The organism is Enterococcus sp. DIV1059_2 (assembly GCF_051713685.1).
GTDB lineage: Bacteria > Bacillota > Bacilli > Lactobacillales > Enterococcaceae > Enterococcus_D > Enterococcus_D casseliflavus.
This window is the reverse complement of sequence record NZ_JBIOQK010000001.1, coordinates 1,570,354-1,595,279: the sequence shown is the minus strand read 5'-3', so window position 1 is coordinate 1,595,279 and position 24,926 is coordinate 1,570,354. Positions and strand designations below refer to the sequence as shown.

The window sequence follows — 24,926 nt, the reverse complement described above, 5'->3', positions numbered from 1 at the left end:
TAGAATCAGTGTTACCTAATTTTATCGGCTTTTCGGTGATTTACACAATTAAAACGCTTCATTGGTGAAAGAAAAATAACAATGCAGCAAGCAAAAAACCAAATCCCAATCTGTGTTGATTGAAAGGGATTTGGCTAAAAAATAAATCACTCTGTCGGATCGGCGATTCGATCAATTTGCTGGAAGTACCGGTACTGACAAACAAAGTAAAAAACGATTTGGAAAATCAAAAAGAGACTAACGATCACGCCATAGTATTGCCAAACAGGCAATTCTACTAAAATACGCAAAGCGGTCATTGCCACCGCAAAATGGATCATTGCCACGACTGTTGGCAAGAAGTACATCACTTGTAGCTGGCGTCTCAGAACGTTGTGACGCTCCTTGGGCGACACACCTAAAATATGCAAGGAACGATGATACGCACCATCTTTATCTAAATCTGCAAATAAACGGAAATAGATAATCGAAGCGGAGAAAATAAAGAAAACCGAACCTAGTAATACCGTGATCATTAAGATGATGCCATTTCCTTGACGATTTTCTTGGAAAACTTGGTATTTCGAGGTATAAGACGTACGCATCGGAATGTCTTTTGCCGCTTCTGACCACTCTTCATCTGTATAGTCACCTTTGGCTTCAAACTCCCGACTGAGTTCTTCGTATTGCTGATCGATCAAGGCATTTTCTTTATCTAACTTTCCATTGAAATCAGATACCAATTCAGGTGTTTCAGCCCATTCTGGATAGTCTAACCAAATAAAACCAGATTCCATATCATCGTTAGATTCTTGTAAGAGAGCTTGCCATTCCTCAAAGGTCTTATCTGTCACAACTGACAAACCAAAGTGATTCAGAGAAAGCATTGAGGGGCTGTGGACAATCGTAACATCCTTTTTTATACCGGTTTCTGAACCCAATTCAAGTGGATAGATACTTGTGCGTTCGTTCTCAGGGACTTCTAGAAGCTGTTTTCGACGTGAATAATTAGCACTAAGTGTCATTATTTGATTATCTGCAACGGAATCAGCTTCCTCACCGATTTGTTTCATCATTTTCTGATAGTCGCTTTCTCGCATAATTGAAAAGCCATTCGTCGTATAAAATGAATCATTCATAACTGCAGATTCATCAAGATTCGCATAGGCCCATAGTAAGGAAACACTATCCGTTACAGGTGAGTACCCTTTTTCTTCTATGGCAGTTTTAATTTCATTCATTTTCCCCTCAGAATGATCGAGGTCTTCTGGCCCAGACCACGGAAACACATAGGCTACACTGATTCCTTGGATTGAAGAAAAAGAAGAACTGCCGATCGCCAGCATCACGGAAATCCCAACGAATGCCACGGAGGTACTAATAGCGATCAAACTATACATCGCCGCATTGTCTCGCATGCGAAAGATCCATTCGCTGATAGTCAGCATCCGAGTCCCTCGTAAGAAGGTTGGGCGTTTCTTTAATCGTTTCAATAGAAATACGCTGAACTGATGGAATGACAAGATCGTGCCTGTAACAGTCAACAAGACTCCTAGCATAAGTGGCAGCATTGAGTAGGTTTGGTAGCTAAAATAAAAGACCGATCCATAGCCAACTAGTAACAGCACAATTCCTGAAAATGCCAATGCCCAATGACTTTTTGGCTCAGGACGTGGTTTTTCATTTTCCTTGATCAATGAGATGATCTGTTCTCCTTGCAAGGCGCGAGTACTGAAAAAGGAGATCAAAAGAAAAATGAAGACATAGATCCCAAAGGTCAATCCTAAAGCTTCCAGAGGAACCATAAATTTCAGTCCTTCTGTTAAGTACATGACATTTTGCGCAATCAGCAGCAACAATTTCGTCACTAAAATCCCCAACCCAATACCGGTCACTGTGGCGCCGGTTCCTAAAAGGGCATTTTCGACAAACAAAATCTTTCGCAGATCTTTTTCTTCGATCCCCAAAATCAAGTAGATCGCCAGATCACGTTTGCGTCGTTTCAAAAAGACCACAAATGTATACCATAAAAACAACAGCGACAGTAAGGCGATCACCACGAGTGCGACGGATAGACCAACCTTAGCTAAGCTTGAAAGTGTATCGCTATTAGATAAGTTTTCTTCCAATTGCGGATGAAAGAGCAAAAGACTAAAGATATAAAACACCATCGCCGCAAAGGCGCTGCTGACGAAGTATGCTGCATAGGTTCGAAAATTCCCCCGCAGATTACGAATGATCAACTGTCTGAAATTCATGACGGCGACCTCCTAAATGTGCTAGGACTTCAAGAATTTTTTGATAAAATTGCTGTTGATCAGCACCACGATAGACTTCGTTATACAGCTTTCCGTCTTTGATGAAAACGACCCGATCAGAAAAGCTGGCGGAATACGGATCATGGGTGACCATCATAGTGGTGACTTTTCGCTGTTTGTTCATCTGACTTAGTATTTCCATGACATCTCGTGCTGCCTTGGAATCAAGATTACCCGTCGGTTCGTCTGCTAAAAGCAATTCTGGTTGATGGATCAAAGCTCTAGCAATCGCAACTCGCTGCTGCTCTCCACCGGAAAGCTGATAGATGCGTTTGTCTTTTTTCTCATAGATCCCAAGTTCACGTAATAGCTGCTCCGAACGTTCTTTCATCTCAGGAACTGCCACCCGATCCAATGTCAGTGGTAAAATCACATTCTCAAGCACGCTCAATGGCGAAAGCAAATTGTAGTTTTGAAAAACAAAGCCTAGTTGCCGACGACGAAACTCCGCGAGTTTTTGCTTAGATAATTCTAGTGGCTGCTCTCCCTTGAGGATCACCGAACCTGAAGTGGGTTTATCCAATGTTGCCACCAAATTCAGCATGGTGGTCTTGCCACTGCCAGATGGACCCATAATGCTGATAAATTCTCCTTCTGGCACTTTGAGATCGATTTGTTGTAAAACCTCAACAGACACTTCCCCTGTATAGGTTTTCGATACATTTTTCAATTCTAGTAAAGCCATCATCTTCACTCCTTTGCTACCAGTTTAGCAGGCGACACCGCAATCAGTTATCGATTTCATGATAGAAAGCTTACAAAATTGTAAGAAAGCCTTCACCTCCGAAATGTTAAGGTAACCGTCGTGCCTTGATTCTCCTTAGAGGCAAGCGATACATCGATATCTAATTGCGTACTGATCGTTTCAACTAAATAAAGACCGATCCCAGTTGCCTCTCCTGTTTGCCGCCCATTCTGACCTGTATAAAAGGGGCGGAAAACCCGCGGGAGATCCGCTGCTGCAATCCCGCAGCCTTCATCTGCGATCGTTAAGCTTCTAGAAAAAGGATCGATCTCAAAATAGACTTTACTGTCTGGCTTTGAGTACTTGATGGCGTTGCTGATGAGTTGAAAGAGCAAAATACCTAGCCATTTTTTGTCTGTTGTCACCGTGATATCTGCTTCACTCATCAGCTTCGGATAGACTTCACTGCGAATAAAATTTCGCTTCTGGTCACCGATACTGTGTTTTAACAATTCCAACAATGAGGCTGATTCGATAACGAAGTCCTCCGTGAAATCTTCCAAGCGCACAAAATTCAGCGCAGTCGCCAAGCCACTTTTTAAGCGATCTGTTTCAGCCAAAAGATCATAGCTATCGACTTCTTCACTTTCAGCCATTAGCGCCAAAACTGAGACAGGTGTTTTCATTTGATGAACCCAGATATTCATGAAACGAATATGATTTTGATGGTGCTGATCTAATTCTGTCAGCCGCTCTTGCTCTTGCTGTTCATGGGCATCGAACTGCTTGCGCCATTGCTTGGAAAGGTAGCCATTGCTTCGGTGTGTCGCTCTTCCATGCTTGATATACTGATAAAACGCAGTATTGGAAAGGTAATCTACCAAATAAACAAGAACAATGAACAGCCCGAATAGAAGCAGACCATAACCAATTACGAGGTAATTTCGATAGCCATCCAACCAAATCACTAAAACGAACAATGAAATGGCTACGAACGTAACGAGTAGTTTAGGTAAATGAACACTTGCATATGCTTTCATTCTTCCGTACCTATCACTGATAAAGCGTAGCCCTTTCCGCGAATCGTTTGGATCGGATCATTGATGCCCATTGCCGCCAGTTTTTTTCGCAAACGGCCGACATTGACAGAAAGCGTATTGTCATCAACGAAGCGCTCATCATCCCATAATAGATTTAAGATCCGTTCCCGTTTGACCATCTCTGGGTGTGCCGACATTAACAGGGTCAATAATTCTCCTTCTCGAACAGTCAGCCATTCACTGGCTTCACGATAGACCATCTTCAATGCTTCGGGATAGTAGATCAATTCGCCAGCTTTCAAACTTCTCGCCCGATCAGACTGTGCATAATCCCCGTAGACTCTACGAATGTGGCTTTTTACTTTTGCCAGCAGCAAATCATAAGAAAAAGGTTTGACTAGATAATCATCAGCACCATATTCTAGAGCCATCACTTGATCCATATTGCCGTCACGGGCGGAGATGAAGAGAATTGGAACCAACGAGCGTTCCCTGATTTTTTGGCACCAATAAAACCCATCATAATAAGGAAGATTGACATCCAACAAAACCAAATCAGGTTGGATCATCAAGAATTCATCTAAAACCGCAGCGAAATTTTCTGGAACAAAGGTTTGATACGCATAGCGGGATAATTGATTTTCCATCATTTTGACTAACGATTTGTCATCTTCGACCACGAATATTTTCATAGAAATCCTCCTGTTTTCTCTAAAGTTTACCAAATCTGTGTGAAAAAAACTGCAAAATTCCAGCTTTTTTAAAAAAAGTGTACTTATTTATTGTAAGCAAAATTATTTTATAGTATACTACATTTTGTGATTAAAACTTACTTAAAGTAAAGGTGGAAAAAAATGAAAAATATTTTAGTTGTTAAAGCCAATAACCGTCCTGATGGAGTATCTGCAAAAATGTTTGATACGTTCGTTGAAAATCTTGATACCAACAATGTGGACGTTGTAACCTTTGATGTGTACGCACAACCAATGCCTTATATCGGTCAAACGTTATTTGAAGCATTTGGCAAACTTTCACAAGAACAAGAATTAAACCAAGAAGAACAAGAATTGATGACTGTCCGTCAAGACGTGATGAACAAATTCGCAGCAGCGGATACCATCGTTTTCGCTTTCCCAATGTGGAACTTAACGATTCCTGCTGCCTTGCACACATTCATCGACTACATCTTCCAAGCTGGCTTTACTTTCTCTTATAACGAAGATGGTTCAATGAACCAATTATTGAAAGACAAAGAAATCGTTCTATTGAATGCCCGTGGTGGTGTTTACTCAGGCGAAATGAGCGCAATGGAAAACGCTGTAACCTTTATGGAAAAAGTTTTCGGTGGTATGTTCGGCATGAACATCACAGAAGAAGTAATCATTGAAGGCCACAATGCAGATCCTTCTAAAACAGCAGAAATCATTGCTGAAGGTTTAGAACGCGTAGCAGCTGCTGCGAAAAAATTCTAATCATTGCTATCGATCAACTCCTCAACAAAGCGCTATTGCTTGTTGAGGAGTTTTTTTATCCAAAAGCGTAGCTCGTCCATGGGATCGATAAAATAAAGAAGCCCCTTAGAACACAGCGGTCTAAGGGGCTTCTTTTTATTTTGATGCTTTCCAATCAACAGGCAACAGCTCTTCTAGCGTCATGATTTTTCCTGCTGAGATCATGACTTGCGTGTTATGGTTGGCAGGATCCAGCTGGCTGATGAATTCACGGCAACGACCACAAGGTGGGATCGGCTCACCTACCGAATTGATTGCAACCATCTGTAACACCCGCTGCTGACCATCAGTGATCATTTGCGCAGCCGCAGCCTGTTCAGCGCAAAAACCCATAGAACAGCTGGTATCGATACAGATCCCTGTATAAATCTGTCCATCTGCAGTAGCCAGAGCTGCCGCAACACTCCCTGCTTCTGCAAATTGAGAGAGCTGTCTGAATCCCAGTTTTTGCTTCGCGGCATCGATCAGCAACTGAAAGTCCATTTTTCTTCCTCCAATAATAAGCTGCTCATGGTTAAATGAACCGTTTAAGCACCCGCCATGATTTTCGTCAATAGCTCAGGATCAAAGGTCTTTTCCCGCAGCATCGCGATTTCATAGCCATAAGGGGCTTTTTTATTCTTTTTGTCTTCGCCGACATAGGGTGTTTCCAAAATTTTCGGTAACGCTGATAATTGCTCATGATGAACGATCTTATTCAAGGCTTCAAAGCCGATTGTGCCAAAACCAATATTCGCATGTCGGTCTTTGTGGCTGCCCTGTGGATTTTTTGAATCATTGACATGGATGACCTTCAAGCGATCCAACCCGATGATTTTGTCAAACTCGTTTAACACGCCGTCAAAATCTTCTTTGACATTGTAGCCAGCATCGTTCGTGTGACAAGTATCTAGTGTAACGGATAATTTTTCATTTAAGGTGACACCATCGATAATTGCTGCCAATTCTTCAAAGCTGCGACCAATCTCGGTGCCTTTACCTGCCATTGTTTCTAATGCGATCTGGGCAGTTTGATTTTTTTCAAGGACCTCGTTCAAGCCTTTAATGATCTGCTTGATCCCAGCTTCTGGTCCTGCACCGACATGGGCACCGGGGTGCAATGTGATTTGAGTTGCACCTAAAGCTTGGGCTCGTTGGATTTCTTCTTGCAAGAACGAAACAGCAAAGCCAAAGTTTTCTGGTTTGATGGTATTGCCTAAATTAATGATGTAAGGGGCATGGACGACGATATTCGAAATTCCTTTTTCCGTCATAAAATCTTGTCCAGCTGCGATCTGCATTTCTTCGATCGGTTTGCGCCGCGTGTTTTGCGGAGCTCCGGTATAGATCATAAACGTAGTAGCTTGATAGCTAGCTGCCTCTTCTGCTGCTCCTAAAAGCATTTTTTTGCCGCTCATTGAAACGTGTGAACCAATCAACATTTTTCTTTTCCTCCTAAATCTAGTCTTCTCTATTATCGATAAAAGCGCCTTGTAAAGCGATTATTTTGCTCATTGCCGTATTTTTTTATCAAGCGAGTCCAAATAACATCAGAACACCCGTCATTAGCGGCATACTTATCAAAAAGCTAATGGAAGAAACGAACCCCACCGCTTCTTCCTCCATTCCAGCAATCACGGAATTAATGACACCGAATAAAGGAATTGGAGCAAACACTAACAAACAAAGAACTGGCTTTAATAAAACTGGGATTGGTAAAACATAGAAAGCTGCGAACAGCACGAATGCCAGTCCGTACCGCAAGCTTAAAATTTTGATCACTGTTTGGGTGGTGTGGTTCGGTAAGCGGAAATCCAAAAATAAGCCAATCATAAACATGGACAAAAACGTATTTGCGATCCCGATTGGTTGGACAAGCGCCAATGCCGCTTCGGGAATCCTCCAATCCGCACTGCGGATAATCAGCATCACTAGATAAATAGTAAACGTTGGCGAACGCAGGAGATTCAAAAAGATTTTCCCTGGTTCAAACGTCGTCCGCTTTCCAATCAAGAATTCGATGAAAATTGTCGTTCCCCCTGCCAACATGATACTGTTCCCCATATCAAACAGCGAAATCAGCGGAATCCCTAAAGGATAAAAGCTTTGGGCAAAAGGAATCGCAAAATTGCCGATATTAAAGCCTGAACCGCAGTACATCGCAAACTGCTGCAGCGTGTTCGATTCTTTTTTGGTCAAGAAAAATGCGAAGAGGATCTGAACGATCGTAATGATCAACGCGATCACAATCAAACTAAGCGCACTGACTTGTACTTGCATTGAAGCTAAATTCAAAATGATTGCTGCCGGTAACGTCACATTCAAAATAATTTTGGATAAGATCGAGCCATCCGCTTTTGAAAGGACATTTAGCCGCTTAAGAAAATACCCTAAGAAGATCATGGCAAATAAACCGGCGGCATTCAACACTATATTTCCCATTCCAACAAAAACCCTTCCTCTACAAAAATTTGAAAAAAGCGAACCAACAAGGCGGTTCGCTTTTTGCGATTAAAATGTTAATAAGAAATATTTTTTCTTGCCACGACGAATCACGACGTATTTTCCACCGATCCGATCACTTGCTTGGAGCTCGTACGTTAGGTCTTGGACGCGTTCCCCATTGATGTAGATGGCACCATTTTGAACGTCTTCTCTTGCTTGACGTTTTGATGGTTCGATTTTAGCAGTCGTCAACACTTCAACGATGTTCAAAGAATCATCTGCTGTTACCTGATGGCTTGGCACCCCTTTGAAGCCTTGTTCGATCTCTTCAGCGTTCAATTCTTTGATATTGCCACTGAATAAACTTGCTGAGATGCGTAAGGCTTGTTCATAAGCCTCTGCCCCATGAACCAAAGTAGTGACTTCTTTTGCCAAAGCTTTTTGTGCTGCTCGAGATTCTGGTGCAGCGTTAAATTCTGCTTCGATCGCAGCGATTTCTTCTAATGATAAGAAGGTGAAATATTTCAAGAATTTGACTGCATCACGATCATCCGTATTGATCCAGAATTGGTAGAACTCGTAAGGCGTCGTTTTCTTGGCATCTAGCCAAACCGCATTGCCTTCTGTTTTCCCAAATTTCGTTCCATCTGCTTTTGTGATCAATGGCATAGTCAAACCGAACCCTTGGACTTCACGCTCACGACGTAATAATTCGATCCCAGAGGTGATATTCCCCCATTGATCGCTACCGCCTAATTGCAACAAGCAACCGTGGTTGTCGTAAAGATTCAAAAAGTCATAGGCTTGTAATAGCTGGTATGCAAATTCCGTGTAGGAGATCCCAGTTTCGATCCGACGTTTGACACTTTCTTTGCTCATCATGTAATTGATGGTAAAGTTTTTCCCAGTGTCGCGCAAGAAATCAATCAGTTTCAATTCCCCTAGCCACTCATAGTTATTGGCAATGATGGCAGGATTTTCTTGGTCATCAAAATCAATGAAGCGAGATAATTGGCTCTTGATACTTTGTGACCATTCTAAAACGGTATCTAGTGTGTTTAATTGACGTTCTTGATCTTTAAAGGATGGGTCACCGATCATTCCTGTACCACCGCCTACTAATGCGATCGGCACATGTCCGTTTTGTTGGAAACGGCGCAACATCAAAATAGGCAATAAATGACCAATATGCAGGCTATCTGCGGTAGGATCAAAGCCGATATATAGTTTCACAGACTCTTCATTTAATTGTTTGGTCAAGGCTGCTTCGTCTGTGGTCTGATGAACTAATCCGCGTTGCTTTAGCTCTTCAAAAAAGTCTGTACTCATTCTTTCTCCTCCTAATAATTGCTTCATTGTTCATCTTAACTGAAAAAGAGGTCAATGAAAAGTCTTTCTCTCAAAGTCCTTTACCAAAAAAGAAACTTTTAGGCAAATCCGTTCATTTTCCTTTATTATCGCTGGTTCAATACAAACACCAACTGGCATTTTCTCCCACACTTCTTTCGATAACAGATAGGGTGCTACCCAAGCGCCTTGTTTTTTGCTATAATTACACGGAATCTATTCTAATTTATTGAGGTGACTCTTTTTGTCCCAGAAAACGAAAAATCAAAAGAATACAGAAAACAAAAATAGAGGCTGGTTCTATTTCAACATCAGTCTTAGGGTTTTACATGCCTTGTTCTTAGTTGCTATTTCTTTGCTGGTTCTAGGCGGTTCTTTAGCCTTAGGGATCGGTGCCGGCTACTTTGCTTTTCTTGTGGAAGATACCGCAGCTCCTTCTAAAGATGAGTTACAAAAAGAATTGACCGACATCACAGAGACTTCTCAACTCGCATACGCTGATGGCAGCAAAATCGCAACGATTCGCTCGGATCTAATGCGAACGTCGGTTAATTCCGATCAAATTTCAGATTATTTGAAAAAAGCGATCATCGCAACAGAGGATGAATATTTTAATATTCATAATGGGGTCGTACCCAAAGCAGTCGTGCGGGCATTATTATCAGAAGCGACAGGCTTTGGCGGCAGCGGGGGTTCCACTTTGACCCAGCAGCTGGTAAAACAACAAATCCTTTCCAGTGAAACGACCTTTAAACGCAAAGCCAATGAGATTTTATTAGCCATGGAAGTGGAGAAATTTTTCGATAAAGATGAGATCGTCACCATGTATTTAAACATCTCCCCTTTTGGTCGAAACAATAAAGGGCAAAATATCGCAGGTGTGCAAGAAGCGGCGCAAGGAATTTTTGGCGTCAACGCAGCTGACCTGTCTTTACCGCAAGCAGCCTTTATTGCGGGTCTGCCACAAAGCCCGATCGTCTACAGCCCTTATACAAATACGGGTGAGATCAAGGAAAACTTGACCGCTGGCTTAGAACGGAAAGACTTCGTGCTCTTCAGTATGTATCGTAACCACGATATCACGAAAGAAGAATACGAAGAGGCGCTTAATTATGACTTGAAGCAAGACTTCAAAAAACAAGAAGCCATTGAACAAACGGATCAAAGCTTCCTTTATTACACTGTGTTAAATGAAGCAAAAGACATTATTGCCAAACAGCTGGCAGATGAAGATGATGTCAGTGACGAAGAATACGCCAAAGAGGAAACCTATCAAAAATACTTCGAATTGGCGCAGCAAAAACTTGTTAATGGCGGCTATACCGTCACATCAACGATCGATAAAGATATTTATAATGCGATGCAAGATGCCGTCGACAAATACGGCTATATGCTAGACAACTGGGGTGACTCCACCATCGAAGTCGGCAATGTCATGATGGACAACGCCACTGGGAAAGTACTAGGCTTTATTGGCGGTCGTAACTATGCTGACAATCAATTCAACCATGCCTTTGATGCCAAACGCCAAGCAGGTTCAAGTATCAAACCCATGCTGGTTTACGGGCCGGCGATCGAAAGTGGCTTAATGGGCTCTGAATCGATGGTTTCTGACTATGCCGCAAAATGGCGGACAGGAGAAAACGCCGGTGAGCCGATCGTCAATGCCACAAACCGTGGAACCAATACCTTCATGTCGATTCGTGAATCATTGGAGGTTTCCAGTAATATCGCAGCGACAAATATTTTCCAAGATCTTTGGGAAAAAGAAGGCGATCATTTTTATGCCTACACAAATTATTTAAGCAAAATGGGCTATCCCGAAGATAATAGCTGGGCGTATGAATCAGCGCCATTAGGGGTTACAGATGTCACAGTCTTGAATCAAACGAATGGCTTCCAAACATTTGCCAATAATGGTGTTTATCAGCAAGGCTATATCATCGAATCAATCAAAGACAATGAAGGCGAAGTGCTTTACCAGCATGAAGCCAAACCTGTCCAAGTCTTTTCAGAAGCGACGGCTTCCATCATGACTGACATGATGCGTAGTGTCATCGATGAGCAAAAAACCAGTTCCTTTAAATCGGTTATCAGCGGATTGGATTGGAACCTCGGAAATGCCGATTGGGTCGGAAAAACTGGTTCCACCAACAACTGGTCGGACTCTTGGCTAGTCGTCTCCACCCCATCGATCACCATCAGCAGCTGGTCAGGTCGAGATGACAATAAAGGGACCGATAGCGCTGCAGGAACTCGGACAGCCAACTATATGGCTTACTTGATCAATCGTATTTATCAAACAAACCAAGAAGTCTTTGGTGTGAATCAGAAGTTTGAACTTTCTAGTGATGTCAAAAAAGCTCAAGTTTCCAAGTTTACTGGTACCCAACCAGGAGGAACCGTGCGAGTCGATAATCGAACCTATACCAATCCAAGCAGTACCGTTACTTCGTATTGGGCCACTGGCGGACCAGATACGGTCGATTTCAAATTTGGACTCGGTGGTTCAGATGCAAACTACGCTGACTATTGGAGAAAAGCATCTTCTAGCCGTTCAACAAATCGTTCGTCGAATACATCATCGAATAACGCATCCAACAATGTTACACCTACGGCAAATGATGAGGATGACGATGAGGAACAGCAAGACAATAATCAACAAAATACCAACAATAATGATGACTGATCAGCCTTGTGCTGATCAGTTTTTTTATGCAAAAAAAGTGTGAGGAGAAAATCCATAGATTTTCTCCCCACACGAACGATCATTGAAGCAAAAAGTGGAACAACAAGGCGTTGTTCCACTGATCGTTTGATCAAATCGCTGCTTATTTCGTAGAGCTTTTTTCTGAAATACCGTAAGGCAAGACGATCGTTTTTTGTTCTACATCTTCTTTGTTCATCATTTTTGTCAATAGACGCATCGCAACGGCACCCATATCATACAATGGTTGCGTCACACTTGATAAGCGTGGACGAGCTGCTTCAGCCAATAATGAATTGTTGCTGGTGATGATCTCGAAATCTTCAGGAACTTTAACACCTTTGTCTAACAAACCATCTAAGACACCGATGGCTAACTCATCGTCTGTGACATAAGCTGCTGTTGCACCACTGTTGATGATGCGATCAACTAAGGCTAAGCCTTCTTTAAAGCTGTATGGTGATTCAAAGATCAACCCTTCAGAATATTCAAGGTTGTTTTCTTTCAAGGCTTCTTTATAGCCTTTCAAGCGGTTTTGGCCATTGATTGGATCGATCAAAGCACCGCTGACAAAAGCGATTTTTTGATTGTTTTTCGCCAATAATGAAACAGCATCTTTGGCAGCTGCTGTGTAATCGATATTGACACTTCCTACTTGTTCATCAGGATCGATCGAACCAGCTAAAACAACTGGTGTTTTTGAGCGAGAGAATTCTCCGCGAATCTCATCCGTGATGCGATGACCCATGAAGATAACGCCGTCCACTTGTTTTGCTAACAAGTTGTTCAAAACGTTGACTTCTTTCATCGTATCGCCATCAGAGTTGGCTAAGATGATATTGTATTTATACATGGTCGCTACATCATCGATCCCACGAGCAAGTGATGAGAAGAACATATTGCTGACATCAGGAATGATGACACCAACAGTCGTGGTCTTTTTACTTGCTAACCCTCGAGCAACTGCGTTTGGACGATAATCCAAGCGGTCGATCACTTCCAGCACTTTCTTACGAGTTGCTGGTTTTACATTTGGATTTCCGTTGACTACCCGTGAAACAGTTGCCATCGATACATTCGCTTCCCGTGCAACATCATAAATCGTAATTGTTTGTTTTTCCATGATATATCTCCCTTATTCTATTTTCAGAAAATCTTATTTACATTTCTTTGTTAGGATAGCAAATTTTTTCCATATTTGCAACCGTTTTAATTTTGTTTTCATGAAAACTTAGCAATTTCCTACTTTCCCCGCCCCTATTCTCTTCTAAAGCATGATAAAATAGAAAAAGAATACTTGAAAGAAGGTTTTTTCAAATGAATGATAAAAAAATCAATGAGTTAAATGGCTGGTTGAAAACCAATGGCGCAGATGTTGCCTATATTTCTAATCCAGCAACGATCGCTTATTTTTCAGGTTTTAAAAGTGAACCTCATGAACGGGTCCTTGCTTTGTTTGTCGCACCTGGAAAAGATCCCTTTCTTTTCACACCAGCTCTGGAAGTAGAAGAAGCAAAAAATAGTGGCTGGCCCTTTGACATTATCGGTTATCTCGATAGCGAAGACCCTTGGGCGAAAATCTGTCAGGAATTGACCTCTCGTTACCAAGTTTCTTCCTTGGCACTAGAAAAAAATGACCTTTCCGTCGAGCGCTATGAAGCATTGAAACGGTTTTTGCCACAGACCGATTTTTCTTTAGATGTGACTCCGGTCATTCAAAAAATGCAGTTAACCAAAACGGCTGCTGAAATTGACACCTTGCTAGAAGCTGGCAACTGGGCAGACGTTGCTTTTGAGATTGGATTTGCTGCCATCAAAGAAGGCGTCAGCGAAATGGCAATCGTTGCGGAAATTGAGTACGAGTTGAAAAAGCGTGGGGTTTCCCATATGTCCTTCGATACGACGGTGTTGGCTGGTGCCAATGCAGCAAGTCCTCATGGCGTACCTGGTGACCGCAAAGTGAGTGCCAATGAACTTGTCTTGTTTGACCTAGGGGTCGTTTGGAAAGGATATTGCAGTGATGCAACCAGAACGGTTGCCTATAAAGAACCGACTGCATTACAAAGAAAAATTTATGACATCGTTCTTGAAGCAGAACTAGCAGCGCAAGCAGCGGTCAAACCTGGGATTACCGCTGGAGAATTAGACAAGATTGCTCGTGATGTGATTACTGGCTATGGCTACGGCGACTACTTCAACCATCGTCTAGGTCACGGCATCGGGACCACGGTTCATGAGTTCCCCTCTTTGATCACTGGCAATGATTTAGTGATCCAAGAAGGCATGTGCTTCTCTATCGAACCGGGCATTTATTTACCAGATCAGGTCGGTGTCCGCATTGAAGACTGTGTGTATGTAACAGCAGATGGCTGTGTACCTTTTACCAAAACAGCAAAAGAATTATTGATCTTATCTTGATTTTCCTAATGAAACGGCGCAACATGTTGGCATTACATGAAAAGGAGTGTTCTTATGAGTAAAAAAGTGTTGGTTTTAGGCGGCACGCGTTTTTTCGGTAAATATTTGGTCCAATCACTAATTGATCAAGGATTGGACGTGACGATCGCTACCCGAGGGAACACGAAAGATTCCTTTGGCGATCAAGTCAACAGAATCATCTTCGATCGCACCGACGAAGAAAGTATCAAAACGGCATTAACAAAAGAAACCTATGAGGTCGTTTACGACAATATTGCTTATACTTCCAATGACATTGAGATTCTCCTGCGTCATGTCACACCGAAGCGCTACATCGTTACTAGCTCAATGTCTGCGTACCATGAATTACACTTCGATTTGATTGAAGCGGATTTTGACCCTGCTAAAGAACCCTTCAGACTGGTTGGCTCTGAGGAGGTCGATTATGCACAAGGCAAGCGAACCGTGGAAGAGATCCTGACCCAAAAATACAGTCAAATCCCGTCCGTTTTTGTCCGCTTTCCTTATGTGATCGGTGCAGATGATTACACAAAACGTTTTACCTTTTACATTGACCATCTGATAAAGCAAAAGCCAATGGCTGTCGATAATCTAACGCATCAAATGGGCTTTGTGGATGCCCAAGAGGCTGGTAAATTTTTAGCGTTTCTAGGTACTAGCTCGTTCACAGGACCCATCAATGGTGCGTCAAAAGGTACAGTTTCCTTAGAAGAAGTGCTGCAATACGTAACGAAAAAAACTGGTCTTTCCCCGCTCTTTTCAGAAACAGGCGATCAAGGCCCTTATAATGGTACACCTGCTTATTCGATCAATGTTGGTCTCGCTGAGGAAATTGGCTTTCCATTCAGTCACCTGCAGGATTGGCTCTATCAACTTTGCGATTGGGAAATCACCCAAGCATCAAACGAATAACTACCAAAATCACAAAAAACGTTCGCCGATTTAACTGGCGAACGTTTTTATCTTTTGAAGTAATCAAATTTTTGTATCCTTACTTATGCTTCAGGATTGTTTTTTTCTAATGTATCTTTTAATTCTTCTTTCGCATCTTCTAGGTCAGCTTTAGCATCTTTTGCTTCTGCTTTCGCTGTTTTTTTGGCATCATCTGCTGCTTTTCCAGCTTCTTTTTTCAAATCAGCTGCGGCTGCTTGACCGTCTTTTTTGGCTTCTTCAACGACAGGTTTTGCTTCTTGTGCTCCTTCTTTGACGGTTTGTTTCATATCCGCTGCAGAAGATTTTGCATCAATGATGATATCTTGCACCGTGTCATCAGCGTCTACTTTGGCATCTTTCGCTGATTCTTTGACCTCGTTCGCTGATTTTTTGAAGCGTTCTGATAGATCACCTGCTTGTTTCTTTAACTCTTCAACGGTTTCTTCTGATGAACCAGCTGCTGTTTCTTTTAAGTCATCGACTTTCGCTGTTAAAGAACCGGTGAAGTCAGATGCTTGCTCGCTTAGTTTTGCCGCTTTGTCTTTAGCGATATCGACAAGATCCGTACTTCTTTCTTTGGCTAAATCACCATAATCAGATGCTTTATCTAATAAATCGTCTGCTTGTTTTGCTAATTTATTTCTTAATGTTTTACCAGATTCTGGCGCCAACAAAAGTGCTGCTGCTGCTGCCGCTGTTCCTCCGATGATTGCTCCTAATAAAAATCCGCCTTTTTTACTCATTGAAAGTCCTCCTTTTATTTTTGGTTATTTTTGTCTTTGAAAAATTTCATGGCTGTTTGACCGACTTTTCCAGCTACCGTTGCTTTGGCAGTGGTCCGGCCAAGACTACCCACGCGCGTAATTAAATTTTTTCCAGAAACATTTAGTTCTGAAACACTGGTACTTAGATCTGCAACTGCTGTGAACAAAGGATCGATGGTTGCGACTTTTCCGTTCACATCTTGTAAAAGCTCATTCGTTTTTACCAAAAGACCTTCAACCTCTTTTGAAAGAATATCAACGTCTTTGGTAATGACACGGATGGTTGTGTTTGCCTCTTCGACCGTTTTGTCTACTTTGGTCATTGTCTTGCTGACTTGCATCAACAAACGAACGACGAAAATGACCAATACGACAAATGCAATCGCAGCAATCAATGTAGCTAGTTCTCCTCCTGACATAGAATGGCTCCTTTCCCCATTTACTTATATTAAGAATAGCATTTCACTGCACTTTCTACAAATAAAAGACTGCATTTTTAAGAAAATTATCCGCTTTCAACAGAAAATAATAAAAAAACAAAGCAATTTCATCAGAAATCGCCTTGTTTAGGAGTTTTTGTTATTTTTTTGACGCTTTCGGTGCTTCTTTGACTTCTTTTTGAGCCGGAGCTAGTTCTTTTCCTAACTCGATCAAATACTCTTTCAAGCTGTCTTTGACTTCAGGGTGCACTAGACCATACTCGATACTTGTTTTTAAGAAACCGAATTTGTCTCCAACATCGTAACGCTTGCCGGTAAATTGATGAGCAAAGACGCGTTGGGTTTTATTTAATGTGTCGATGGCATCCGTCAATTGGATCTCGCCACCAGCACCTGGTTCTTGATTGGCTAAAATATCAAAAATTTCAGGGGTCAGCAAGTAGCGGCCAATAATTGCTAAATCACTTGGCGCATTTTCTGGCGCTGGTTTTTCAACAAAGTTTTTGACATTGAACAAGCCTTTTTCAACTTCCATACCAGGATCAATGATCCCGTATTTTGATGTATCTTCATGAGGAACATCCATGACAGCGATCGTTGATGCATGCGTTTTTTCATAATTATCGATCAGCTGTTTCGTCAATGGTACTTGATCTTCCATCAAGTCATCACCTAGCATAACTACAAACGGTTCATTTCCGACAAATGCCCGAGCCTGTAATACGGCATGACCTAATCCTTTTGGATGAGATTGGCGAATGAAGTGAAGATTTACGTCAGTTGTTTCTTCCACTAATTTCAAAAGCTCCGTCTTGCCTTTTTCTTTTAGATTCATCTCTAATTCTAAATTGGCATCGAAATGGTCTTCGATTGGACGCTTTGCTTTCCCTGTTACGATCAAAATATCTTCGATCCCCGATTGTAAAGCTTCTTCCACGATAAACTGAATCGTTGGTTTGTCAACGATCGGCAACATTTCCTTTGCCATTGCTTTTGTAGCTGGTAAAAATCGGGTACCCAGACCGGCTGCTGGGATAACTGCTTTTTTGACATTCATGTGACTCGCTCCTTTAATCATAATGATTGATCTACCGAAAATTCGTTTTCTTCTTTGCCGTCTCGCAGCATAATATCTTTCGCTGCTTGCTTGATGTCTTTGCCTTCATACAAGACCGAATAAATCGTTTCTGTGATTGGCATTTCCACCGACAAAGCTTCTGCTAATTCGCGGGCAGCTTTTGTGGTTGAAACTCCTTCAACGATCATCCCCATATTGTCTAATACTTCATCTAAGCTATGGCCTTTTCCTAATAGGTTTCCTGCACGCCAATTCCGTGAATGGACACTGGTACAAGTGACGATCAAATCGCCAACCCCACTCAATCCGATAAAGGTTAAAGGATTGGCACCCATTGCCACACCAAGACGACTGATTTCTGCTAACCCACGGGTCATGATCGCTGCCTTCGCATCATCCCCAAAGCCAAGTCCTGCGATAGCACCGGCACCAATGGCGATGATGTTTTTCAAAGCGGCGCCAGTTTCGACACCGATCACATCGTTATTCGTGTAGATTCTAAAGTAATCATTCATAAATAGCTCTTGTACATACTTAGCAGCCGCTTCATTTTCTGAAGCTGCCGTGATCGTGGTGATATCATGGACAGCGACTTCTTCCGCATGAGATGGTCCTGACAAGACAACGATTTCTTGCCGTTTATCAGCTGGGATCTCTTCGGCAAGTACTTCTGAGATTCGTTTATGACTGCCTTGTTCTAACCCTTTTGAGGCATGGATAATGACTGGCTTGCCGGTTGTCTTTTCAGCGAACTCTTGTGCCACGGCACGAATCGCTTTGGTTGGTACGACAAACAAAACGGCATCGGCATCTTGGATCGCCTCTTCTAAATCTTTACAGCCTAAGATATTTTCAGGTAATTTCAGATCTGGCAAATAATGCCGATTCGTATGATACGTATTGATTTCATCGATTTGGGCGGGATTGTTCCCCCAAATAGTCACTTCATGTCCATTTTCAGACAAGACTTGTGCCAAAGCAGTCCCCCATGATCCGGGACCTAAGACGGCGATTTTCTGTTTCACTATGGAAACCTCCTCTATCCTTTTCGCAAATTCATGCACTTCATCATTTTACCATAATTTCGATAAAATAACTGCTTAGATAATCGTTTGGTTCTTACCAAAGCTGCGGTTGTAATCCTTTAACGCTTGTTTTTTTCTGCGCCAGATCAGTAAAGCGATCGCTCCGAAGAATAATAAAGCGGAAAGTGCCTGTGACACACGGATTCCACCAAATAAGTATAAACTATCGGTACGCATTCCTTCAATAAAGAAGCGCCCGAATCCATACCAAATCAAGTAGCTCAAGAAGACTTCGCCTTCTTTTAATAACCCAGTTTTCTTACGCAAGAAGATCAATACGATAAATCCAATCACGTTCCATACCGATTCATAAAGAAAGGTCGGCTGCCGATACGCTTCATCGATATACATATTATCGATAATAAATTTCGGTATATACAAACTTTCTAAGAAGGAGCGGCTGACTTCAGCGCCAAATGCTTCATGGTTCATAAAGTTGCCCCAACGTCCGATGCCTTGTGCCAATAAGACACTTGGTGCGGCGATGTCTAAGAAGGTCCAGGGAGAAATAAAATTTCGTTGGCAGAAAAAGTATAGCCAGATCCCCCCGGCGATCAGTGCGCCGTAGATGGCGATTCCACCAGAGCGAATATTGAAAATTTGACTTGGGTCATCAATGTAGTATTGCAAGTCAAACAGAATATAATAAAGCCGCGCACCAATGATCGCTACTGGCAATCCAATCAACATAAAATCAGTCACATCATCTGGCTTGAGCCCAACACGAACCGCCTCTCTCGTGCTTAACCACATAGCAATGATCACGCCTGATACGATAATGATCGCATACCAATAAATCGGCAAACCAAATAGTTCAAATGCGACTCGATTTACTAAACCTAACATCTATCTTATCCTCTCTAGTTTCCAGAATTTTCTTCGATCAATTGCGTCAATCGATTTTCAAAGGTCTTCGTTGCATCGTAGCCCATCGTTTTCGCTCGGAAATTCATGGCAGCGACTTCGATAATGATCGCAACATTTCGACCAGTTTTTACCGGGATCTTGATTTGTGGTACATCGACGCCACCAATTTCAACCGTCGTATCATCGGTTCCTAGTCGATCATACTTTTTGTCTTTCGCCCAAGCTTCTAAATACACCGCTACTTGAACCTGCATATACCCTCGTACGGCACTGGCACCAAAAAGATTCATGACATCGATGATCCCGATTCCGCGGATCTCGATCAAGTGCTGCAAGATTTTCGGCGGTTCCCCTACCAAAGTCAATTCATCTTGCTTATACACATCCACGCGATCGTCAGCGATCAACCGATGCCCACGTTTGATCAACTCTAAGGCTGTTTCGCTTTTCCCAATTCCGCTATCGCCTTGAATCAAAACACCTAGCCCATAGACATCCACTAATACCCCATGGACACTGGTTCTTGTGGCTAAGCGCCCATCGAGAAAACTAGAAAGCTCTCCTTGCAGACGTGAGGTTGAGATGGGCGAACGCAAAATTGTGATCTCATGTTCTTTGCAGGCTTGAATCATTTCTGCTGGTACTTCCAAGCCGCGAGAAACGATAAACCCTGGGGTATCCTCGGCACACATTTTGCGCATCACCATCAAGCGTTCTTCTGGCATCATCCGTTCCGCAAAGGTGATCTCTTTGCTGCCGAATAATTGCAGACGATCATGGGAATAGTAATTAAAATAACCCGTCAATTCCAAACCAGGTCGGGAAATATCGCCGGTAATGATTTCTCTTTCTAAACTGTTTTCAGTTCCTTCAACTATCTCTAAATTTAAAGCCTCCGCCAGCTCGCTGACTTTGACGGTTTCTGCCATAGGTTTTCCCTCTTTTCTCAATGATTCTTGCCGCTGTTTCTTGTAAACGACACTCTGGTTCTATTTTATCATTCTATCAGTAAAGTTACTACCTTCGCCAATAGAAGTCCTCATTCTTTTTCGTTTGTGTTATTATTTTACTAAGGAGGGATTTTTAATGAAATTTTCAGCATACAAGTATCAACGCCCTGATTTTCCAGTTTATCAAGAAACATTCAAAAAATCATTAGCAAACCTTCAGTCAGCCGATACCTTCTCGGAGGCGAAGCAAGCCCTTGATGCTTTGAACGAACTAAGAGGAACGATCGATACCGCAATGAACTTGGCTTCGATCCGCTATTCGATCGATACCAACGATGCCTTTTATGAAGCAGAAGACACTTTTTGGAATGAATACCAGCCTCATTTTGAAGCTCTGGATTTTCAATTCTATCAAGCACTCCTGGCTTCACCTGTCTTAGATGAATTAAAAGCCGAATATCCAGAAACACTTTTTTTATTTGCCGAAAGCCGTGTGAAGCTTTTTGATGAGGCCTTGATCGAATTATTTCAAAAAGAAAACCAATTGGCTTCTGATTACAGCAAATTAGTCGCTTCTGCCCAAATCGACTTCCAAGGAGAAACCTATACCCTCGCACAACTGCGACCATTTACCGAAAACAAAGATCGCAGTGTTCGAAAAGAAGCGTTTGAAAAACAAACGGCTTTCTTCACGGAAAATGAAGACCGTTTTGATCAAATTTATGATGAGATGGTCAAGGTTCGTACCGAGATCGCCCACAAGCTCGGCTTTAAAAATTATGTTGCCTTTGCGGATACCCAAATGAATCGTTGGGACTATGATCGTTCAATGATCGAGACCTATCGTCGGGAAATTTTAGAAAAAGTCGTCCCAATTACCCAAAAACTGTACCAAAGACAGGCGCAGCGTAATCAATTGACTCAGGCAACCTTTACCGACCTGCCGCTTGTTTATCCTAGTGGTAACGCAGAGCCTAAAGGAACTCCTGAAGAACTAGTAGAAAAAGCCCGTGTGATGTATCAGGAACTATCCCCTGAAACTGGCGAATTTTTTGATTTTATGGTCGAGCATGACCTACTTGATCTACTAAGCAAAAAAGGCAAACAATCTGGCGGCTATTGTACGTTTATCCAAGACTATCAATCGCCATTTATCTTTGCCAACTTTAACGGCACTTCTGGCGATGTCGATGTTTTGACCCACGAAGCTGGCCACGCGTTTCAAGCCTTTCGCTCTCGTTGGATCAAAGAACCGGAAATTCTCTTTCCCAATTATGAGTCTTGCGAGATCCATTCAATGTCGATGGAGTTTATCGCCTGGCCATGGATGGATGCTTTTTTTGAAGAAGAAACAGAAAAATACAAATTTGCGCATCTTGCTAGTAGCCTGCAATTTTTGCCTTATGGCGTTTTAGTGGATCACTTCCAACAAGACGTTTATGAGCATCCTGAGTGGTCACCAGCACAGCGCAAAGCCCGTTGGCGGGAATTAGAGCGCCAGTATTGCCCAGAACGGGATTATTCAGAATATCCTGACCTTGATCGTGGCTTGTATTGGTTTAGACAAGGGCATATTTTTGAATCACCTTTCTATTATATCGATTATACATTGGCGCAAGTGTGTGCGTTCCAATTTTGGTATCGATTCATCGTGGCAAAAGACGAAACCGCTTGGCAAGATTATTTGGCCATCTGCGAAGTCGGCGGCACGAAAACATTCCTTGAGATCCTGTCTCTTGCTCATTTGCGTTCACCTTTTGAAAAAGGGGCGCTTGATGAGACGTTACAGGCAGTAGATACGTACCTTGCTGCTATCAAAGAAGAACAGTTAAACTAAAAAAAGACGTTTCCGTTTCTCCACTAGCTTCATAGCTAGTGGGAGAAAACGTGAAACGTCTTTTTAACGTGAATATTTTTCGATATGGTGTTCAGTCACGATCATATTGATCACTGACATGATCAGTGCCACTAATAGCGCTGCCCCAAACGAGGAGAAGCCGAAGTTGGCTGACCCAACAAAATACGAAGTCAAATTCAGCATGAGCGCATTGATCACAAAAGTGAAGAAACCAAGCGTCAGTAAAGTCAATGGAAATGAAATGACGATCAGAATTGGTTTAATCAAAGCATTCAGGATCGACAGTACGAAACTGGCGATCACTGCAGTCATAATGCTTTGAACATGGATCATATTTGGTAATAGAACCGCCAATGTGACAAACGTCAGTGTATTCATGATAAGCCGTTGAAAATAAGACACTAGAAGTCACTCCAGTCCTCATCCTCCACCTTTTCCGCTTCTTTACGGGGACGATTTGCTTCATTGTATTTGTTTTGCTTGTAGTAGTGATTGTCGTGGCCATATCCTGAGGTACTCTTGCGACCAGAAGGAATCAAGACCGCCATGATGATATATAAAGTGATTCCAGGAAACGCAGCAGTCACTAAAGATAGAAAGACATAGATCACGCGAACGATGGTTGGATCAATTCGCAAGTATTCTGCCAGCCCCCCTAGAGTACCTGTAATGACAACGTTATTGGCTGATTTTGTTAATTTTTTGTTCATTTATCTACACCTTCCTTCTTTTCTTTAATGAGTGTAAACCCAGCGATTCTTATTTGTCTGTATCTTTGATAAAGACATTTCCTGTTGTTGTGGATAGATCAATTTGAGCGACTTTATCGGCAACCCGACGGAATTGCAATAGTTGGTTTAGGCGTTCTTTTTTCTCACGCACAACTTCCATCTCGCTTAAACGATTGTTGATGCTACCTAAACTTGTTTTTGCGATCCCTTCAAAACCGATTCCTGTCGGTAATGCTACTTTGACATTCCCATTTACAGAGCTGGCGTTTAATTTTTGAACCGTTTCTTCTTTGTAGGTCACACGGATGTTGCCGTTAACTAAAGAAATACCGGTATTTTGTGGCGTTGCTGTCAACGTAACGTCGCCGTTCACCGTTTCAATAATGGCATCTAAAATCTCACCCTCTTGAACAGTGATCGTTCCATTCACGCCTTCAATCTCTAACATCGATGCGTTTACTTTGCGGAAATCGATATTGCCGTTTGTTGATTTTGTATAGACATCTTTCGCATCCAATTCATTGAATGTAACATTGCCGTTCAGCAATTTCACTGCCACATGATCATAGGTACGTTTTGGCAAGTAGAAAACGAGATCGGCACGAATGCGTTTGTTGGGAATTTGGAAAGAGATGCGTTCATCATCGACATTGATTTGGCTTCTTGCTTCAAAAGCATCGAAAGGCTCCGCCGCATCCATTTTACCATATAGTTTGATTTTGGCATCTACTTTGACACCTGGTTCATCCCATAATTGGAAGGAAACATTGCCGTTTGCCAATTTCACATCGATCAATGTCGCTGCCGTTTCGTCATAACTGAATGTGTGCTCAAATTTTGTCGCTGCAACACCAGGAACTTTCAAGTTGATGTCTTTCCATTCCATGTTGTCATTGACTGACTCTGTCACTGCCCGAACTGTTTTCTTCAAGAAGTGTCCGAAGTGTGTGCTGGCATCGACCATTTTTTCACTTACTTGGTTAAAGGTGTCAGTCGCTTGCTCTTTCCAATCCTCTGGAATATCTAATTTTTGAGAAATTTTTTCTTTTGTTTGAGACCATTGGTCTTTGCGAATATTTTTTAATTTTGCTTCCAATTCTGCTTTTTCTTCAGATAAACCATCTAAGGTTTCTTCCAAGGCAGTAATGGTCGCTTCTGTTTCGTGACGCGTAGCCAATTCATCTTCTGACAATTGATCCAACTCTTCTTTGGTGTTCAATTGCATCAGTGTTTCTTGTGCTTCTTTTAATTCTTCTTTGACGCCAAGAATTTCAGCATTGATTTCGTCCAACTCAGCAGATGCTTGGTTGGCTTCCGTTGCTAAACCATCGAGAATCTTTTCAAGATTTTCTTTGTCTTGCGCTTCGTTTTGACGAAGTTTTTCTTCGCCGTCAAACGTGAACATCTCATCGTCGTTTTCAGTATCATCAAATGGGCTTGTCGCATTCTTATCCGCGGTTACCTCAGCAGCAGCTTTGTTAATTTGTTTTTCGTCTTTGGCTTTTGCCATACCTTCTAGTAAATCCAAGGCTTCTTCTGTAGAAAGCACACCTTTTTTTACTAGATCCAATATACGTTCTCTTTCGTTCATGGAAATTGCCTCCTTCAGCAAATGTGTGATTGCAAGTTTAGCTTACGAACCTATTATGCCTTGTTTTTGCAAAAGTGTCATAGGTCTTAAGTACCAAGTTTTTCTCAATCTGCAGATTGGCAAGCAAAACCGACACTTTTTCTTCATTACACTAGGCTCAAAACGATCTTCCTATTATT

The 24,926-nt window shown here is 42.1% G+C and carries 23 protein-coding genes; 5 read left to right on the top strand and 18 right to left on the bottom strand.

Annotation, left to right across the window (positions count from 1 at the left end; translation table 11 throughout):
• Positions 1-146 precede the first annotated feature (146 nt).
• From IGI72_RS07385 to IGI72_RS07370, 4 genes are all read right to left on the bottom strand, one after another.
• Positions 147-2,237 carry an ABC transporter permease gene (locus IGI72_RS07385; protein ID WP_438753687.1) on the bottom strand — a complete coding sequence of 697 codons (2,091 nt, stop codon included), beginning with the start codon at positions 2,235-2,237 and terminating at the stop codon, positions 147-149.
• A complete protein-coding gene (locus IGI72_RS07380) occupies positions 2,209-2,985 on the bottom strand; it encodes an ABC transporter ATP-binding protein (protein ID WP_016610278.1) in 777 nt (258 codons plus the stop codon). Before IGI72_RS07380 ends, IGI72_RS07385 begins: the two co-directional genes overlap by 29 nt.
• An 89-nt stretch (positions 2,986-3,074) precedes the next feature.
• Positions 3,075-4,022: a sensor histidine kinase gene (locus tag IGI72_RS07375; RefSeq protein WP_422700524.1), complete on the bottom strand. Its 948-nt coding sequence runs from the start codon at positions 4,020-4,022 to the stop codon at positions 3,075-3,077.
• Complete coding sequence (locus IGI72_RS07370) at positions 4,019-4,714, bottom strand: response regulator transcription factor (RefSeq protein WP_005225805.1); 696 nt, start codon at positions 4,712-4,714, stop codon at positions 4,019-4,021. Before IGI72_RS07370 ends, IGI72_RS07375 begins: the two co-directional genes overlap by 4 nt.
• 162 nt (positions 4,715-4,876) lie before the next feature.
• Here IGI72_RS07370 and IGI72_RS07365 point away from each other — a divergent pair, with 162 nt between their 5' ends.
• A complete protein-coding gene (locus IGI72_RS07365; protein WP_005225804.1) occupies positions 4,877-5,494 on the top strand; it encodes an FMN-dependent NADH-azoreductase in 618 nt (205 codons plus the stop codon).
• Positions 5,495-5,629: 135 nt separating this feature from the next.
• On the opposite strand, the gene IGI72_RS07360 is transcribed toward IGI72_RS07365, so the two are convergent.
• The 4 genes from IGI72_RS07360 to tyrS all read right to left on the bottom strand — a co-directional run bounded on the left by IGI72_RS07360 (position 5,630) and on the right by tyrS (position 9,286).
• Entirely contained in the window at positions 5,630-6,016 is a 387-nt protein-coding gene (locus IGI72_RS07360; RefSeq protein WP_438753683.1) for a cytidine deaminase family protein, read from the bottom strand.
• Positions 6,017-6,060: 44 nt separating this feature from the next.
• Entirely contained in the window at positions 6,061-6,954 is an 894-nt protein-coding gene (locus IGI72_RS07355; RefSeq protein ID WP_005225802.1) for a deoxyribonuclease IV, read from the bottom strand.
• A gap of 88 nt (positions 6,955-7,042) precedes the next feature.
• Positions 7,043-7,954, bottom strand: a complete 912-nt coding sequence (locus IGI72_RS07350; RefSeq protein ID WP_438753681.1) for an AEC family transporter — start codon at positions 7,952-7,954, stop codon at positions 7,043-7,045.
• A gap of 69 nt (positions 7,955-8,023) precedes the next feature.
• Complete coding sequence (tyrS, locus tag IGI72_RS07345) at positions 8,024-9,286, bottom strand: tyrosine--tRNA ligase (protein WP_005225800.1); 1,263 nt, start codon at positions 9,284-9,286, stop codon at positions 8,024-8,026.
• Between the two features lie 262 nt (positions 9,287-9,548).
• On the opposite strand from tyrS, the gene IGI72_RS07340 reads away from it, so the two are divergent.
• Positions 9,549-11,993, top strand: coding sequence for a transglycosylase domain-containing protein (locus IGI72_RS07340; protein ID WP_034868505.1), 2,445 nt, complete (start codon positions 9,549-9,551; stop codon positions 11,991-11,993).
• Between the two features lie 142 nt (positions 11,994-12,135).
• Here IGI72_RS07340 and ccpA read toward each other — a convergent pair whose 3' ends face one another.
• Positions 12,136-13,134 (bottom strand): catabolite control protein A, encoded by a 999-nt coding sequence (gene ccpA, locus IGI72_RS07335; RefSeq protein ID WP_005225798.1) that lies wholly within the window; start codon positions 13,132-13,134, stop codon positions 12,136-12,138.
• Positions 13,135-13,328: 194 nt separating this feature from the next.
• Between ccpA and IGI72_RS07330 the strand changes: the two genes are divergently transcribed.
• Both IGI72_RS07330 and IGI72_RS07325 read left to right on the top strand, forming a co-directional pair.
• A complete protein-coding gene (locus IGI72_RS07330) occupies positions 13,329-14,429 on the top strand; it encodes a M24 family metallopeptidase (RefSeq protein ID WP_438753679.1) in 1,101 nt (366 codons plus the stop codon).
• Positions 14,430-14,483: 54 nt separating this feature from the next.
• Positions 14,484-15,362 (top strand): NAD-dependent epimerase/dehydratase family protein, encoded by an 879-nt coding sequence (locus IGI72_RS07325; protein WP_438753676.1) that lies wholly within the window; start codon positions 14,484-14,486, stop codon positions 15,360-15,362.
• 83 nt (positions 15,363-15,445) lie between these two features.
• Here IGI72_RS07325 and IGI72_RS07320 read toward each other — a convergent pair whose 3' ends face one another.
• The 6 genes from IGI72_RS07320 to hprK form a co-directional block, all read right to left on the bottom strand.
• Positions 15,446-16,126: a YtxH domain-containing protein gene (locus tag IGI72_RS07320; protein WP_087627328.1), complete on the bottom strand. Its 681-nt coding sequence runs from the start codon at positions 16,124-16,126 to the stop codon at positions 15,446-15,448.
• A 14-nt stretch (positions 16,127-16,140) separates the two neighbouring features.
• Positions 16,141-16,566: a DUF948 domain-containing protein gene (locus tag IGI72_RS07315; RefSeq protein ID WP_438753673.1), complete on the bottom strand. Its 426-nt coding sequence runs from the start codon at positions 16,564-16,566 to the stop codon at positions 16,141-16,143.
• A gap of 160 nt (positions 16,567-16,726) precedes the next feature.
• The gene (galU, locus tag IGI72_RS07310; RefSeq protein WP_005225793.1) at positions 16,727-17,644 is read right to left on the bottom strand and encodes a UTP--glucose-1-phosphate uridylyltransferase GalU; all 918 of its coding nucleotides are present in this window, start codon (positions 17,642-17,644) and stop codon (positions 16,727-16,729) included.
• Positions 17,645-17,661: 17 nt separating this feature from the next.
• A complete protein-coding gene (locus IGI72_RS07305) occupies positions 17,662-18,690 on the bottom strand; it encodes an NAD(P)H-dependent glycerol-3-phosphate dehydrogenase (protein ID WP_074931607.1) in 1,029 nt (342 codons plus the stop codon).
• A 75-nt stretch (positions 18,691-18,765) separates the two neighbouring features.
• Positions 18,766-19,596, bottom strand: coding sequence for a prolipoprotein diacylglyceryl transferase (gene lgt / locus IGI72_RS07300; protein ID WP_005225791.1), 831 nt, complete (start codon positions 19,594-19,596; stop codon positions 18,766-18,768).
• A 14-nt stretch (positions 19,597-19,610) separates the two neighbouring features.
• Entirely contained in the window at positions 19,611-20,546 is a 936-nt protein-coding gene (gene hprK, locus IGI72_RS07295) for an HPr(Ser) kinase/phosphatase (protein ID WP_005225790.1), read from the bottom strand.
• Positions 20,547-20,703: 157 nt separating this feature from the next.
• Here hprK and IGI72_RS07290 point away from each other — a divergent pair, with 157 nt between their 5' ends.
• The gene (locus IGI72_RS07290) at positions 20,704-22,404 is read left to right on the top strand and encodes a M3 family oligoendopeptidase (RefSeq protein ID WP_438753670.1); all 1,701 of its coding nucleotides are present in this window, start codon (positions 20,704-20,706) and stop codon (positions 22,402-22,404) included.
• Positions 22,405-22,467: 63 nt separating this feature from the next.
• On the opposite strand, the gene IGI72_RS07285 is transcribed toward IGI72_RS07290, so the two are convergent.
• From IGI72_RS07285 to liaX, 3 genes are read right to left on the bottom strand one after another with little or no spacing between them, the layout of a single operon-like run.
• Positions 22,468-22,827, bottom strand: a complete 360-nt coding sequence (locus tag IGI72_RS07285; RefSeq protein WP_005225788.1) for a phage holin family protein — start codon at positions 22,825-22,827, stop codon at positions 22,468-22,470.
• The gene (locus IGI72_RS07280; protein WP_010748006.1) at positions 22,827-23,135 is read right to left on the bottom strand and encodes a PspC domain-containing protein; all 309 of its coding nucleotides are present in this window, start codon (positions 23,133-23,135) and stop codon (positions 22,827-22,829) included. The genes IGI72_RS07285 and IGI72_RS07280 overlap by 1 nt, the downstream gene beginning before the upstream one ends.
• A 49-nt stretch (positions 23,136-23,184) precedes the next feature.
• Positions 23,185-24,747, bottom strand: coding sequence for a daptomycin-sensing surface protein LiaX (liaX, locus tag IGI72_RS07275; protein ID WP_074931614.1), 1,563 nt, complete (start codon positions 24,745-24,747; stop codon positions 23,185-23,187).
• Positions 24,748-24,926: the final 179 nt, after the last annotated feature.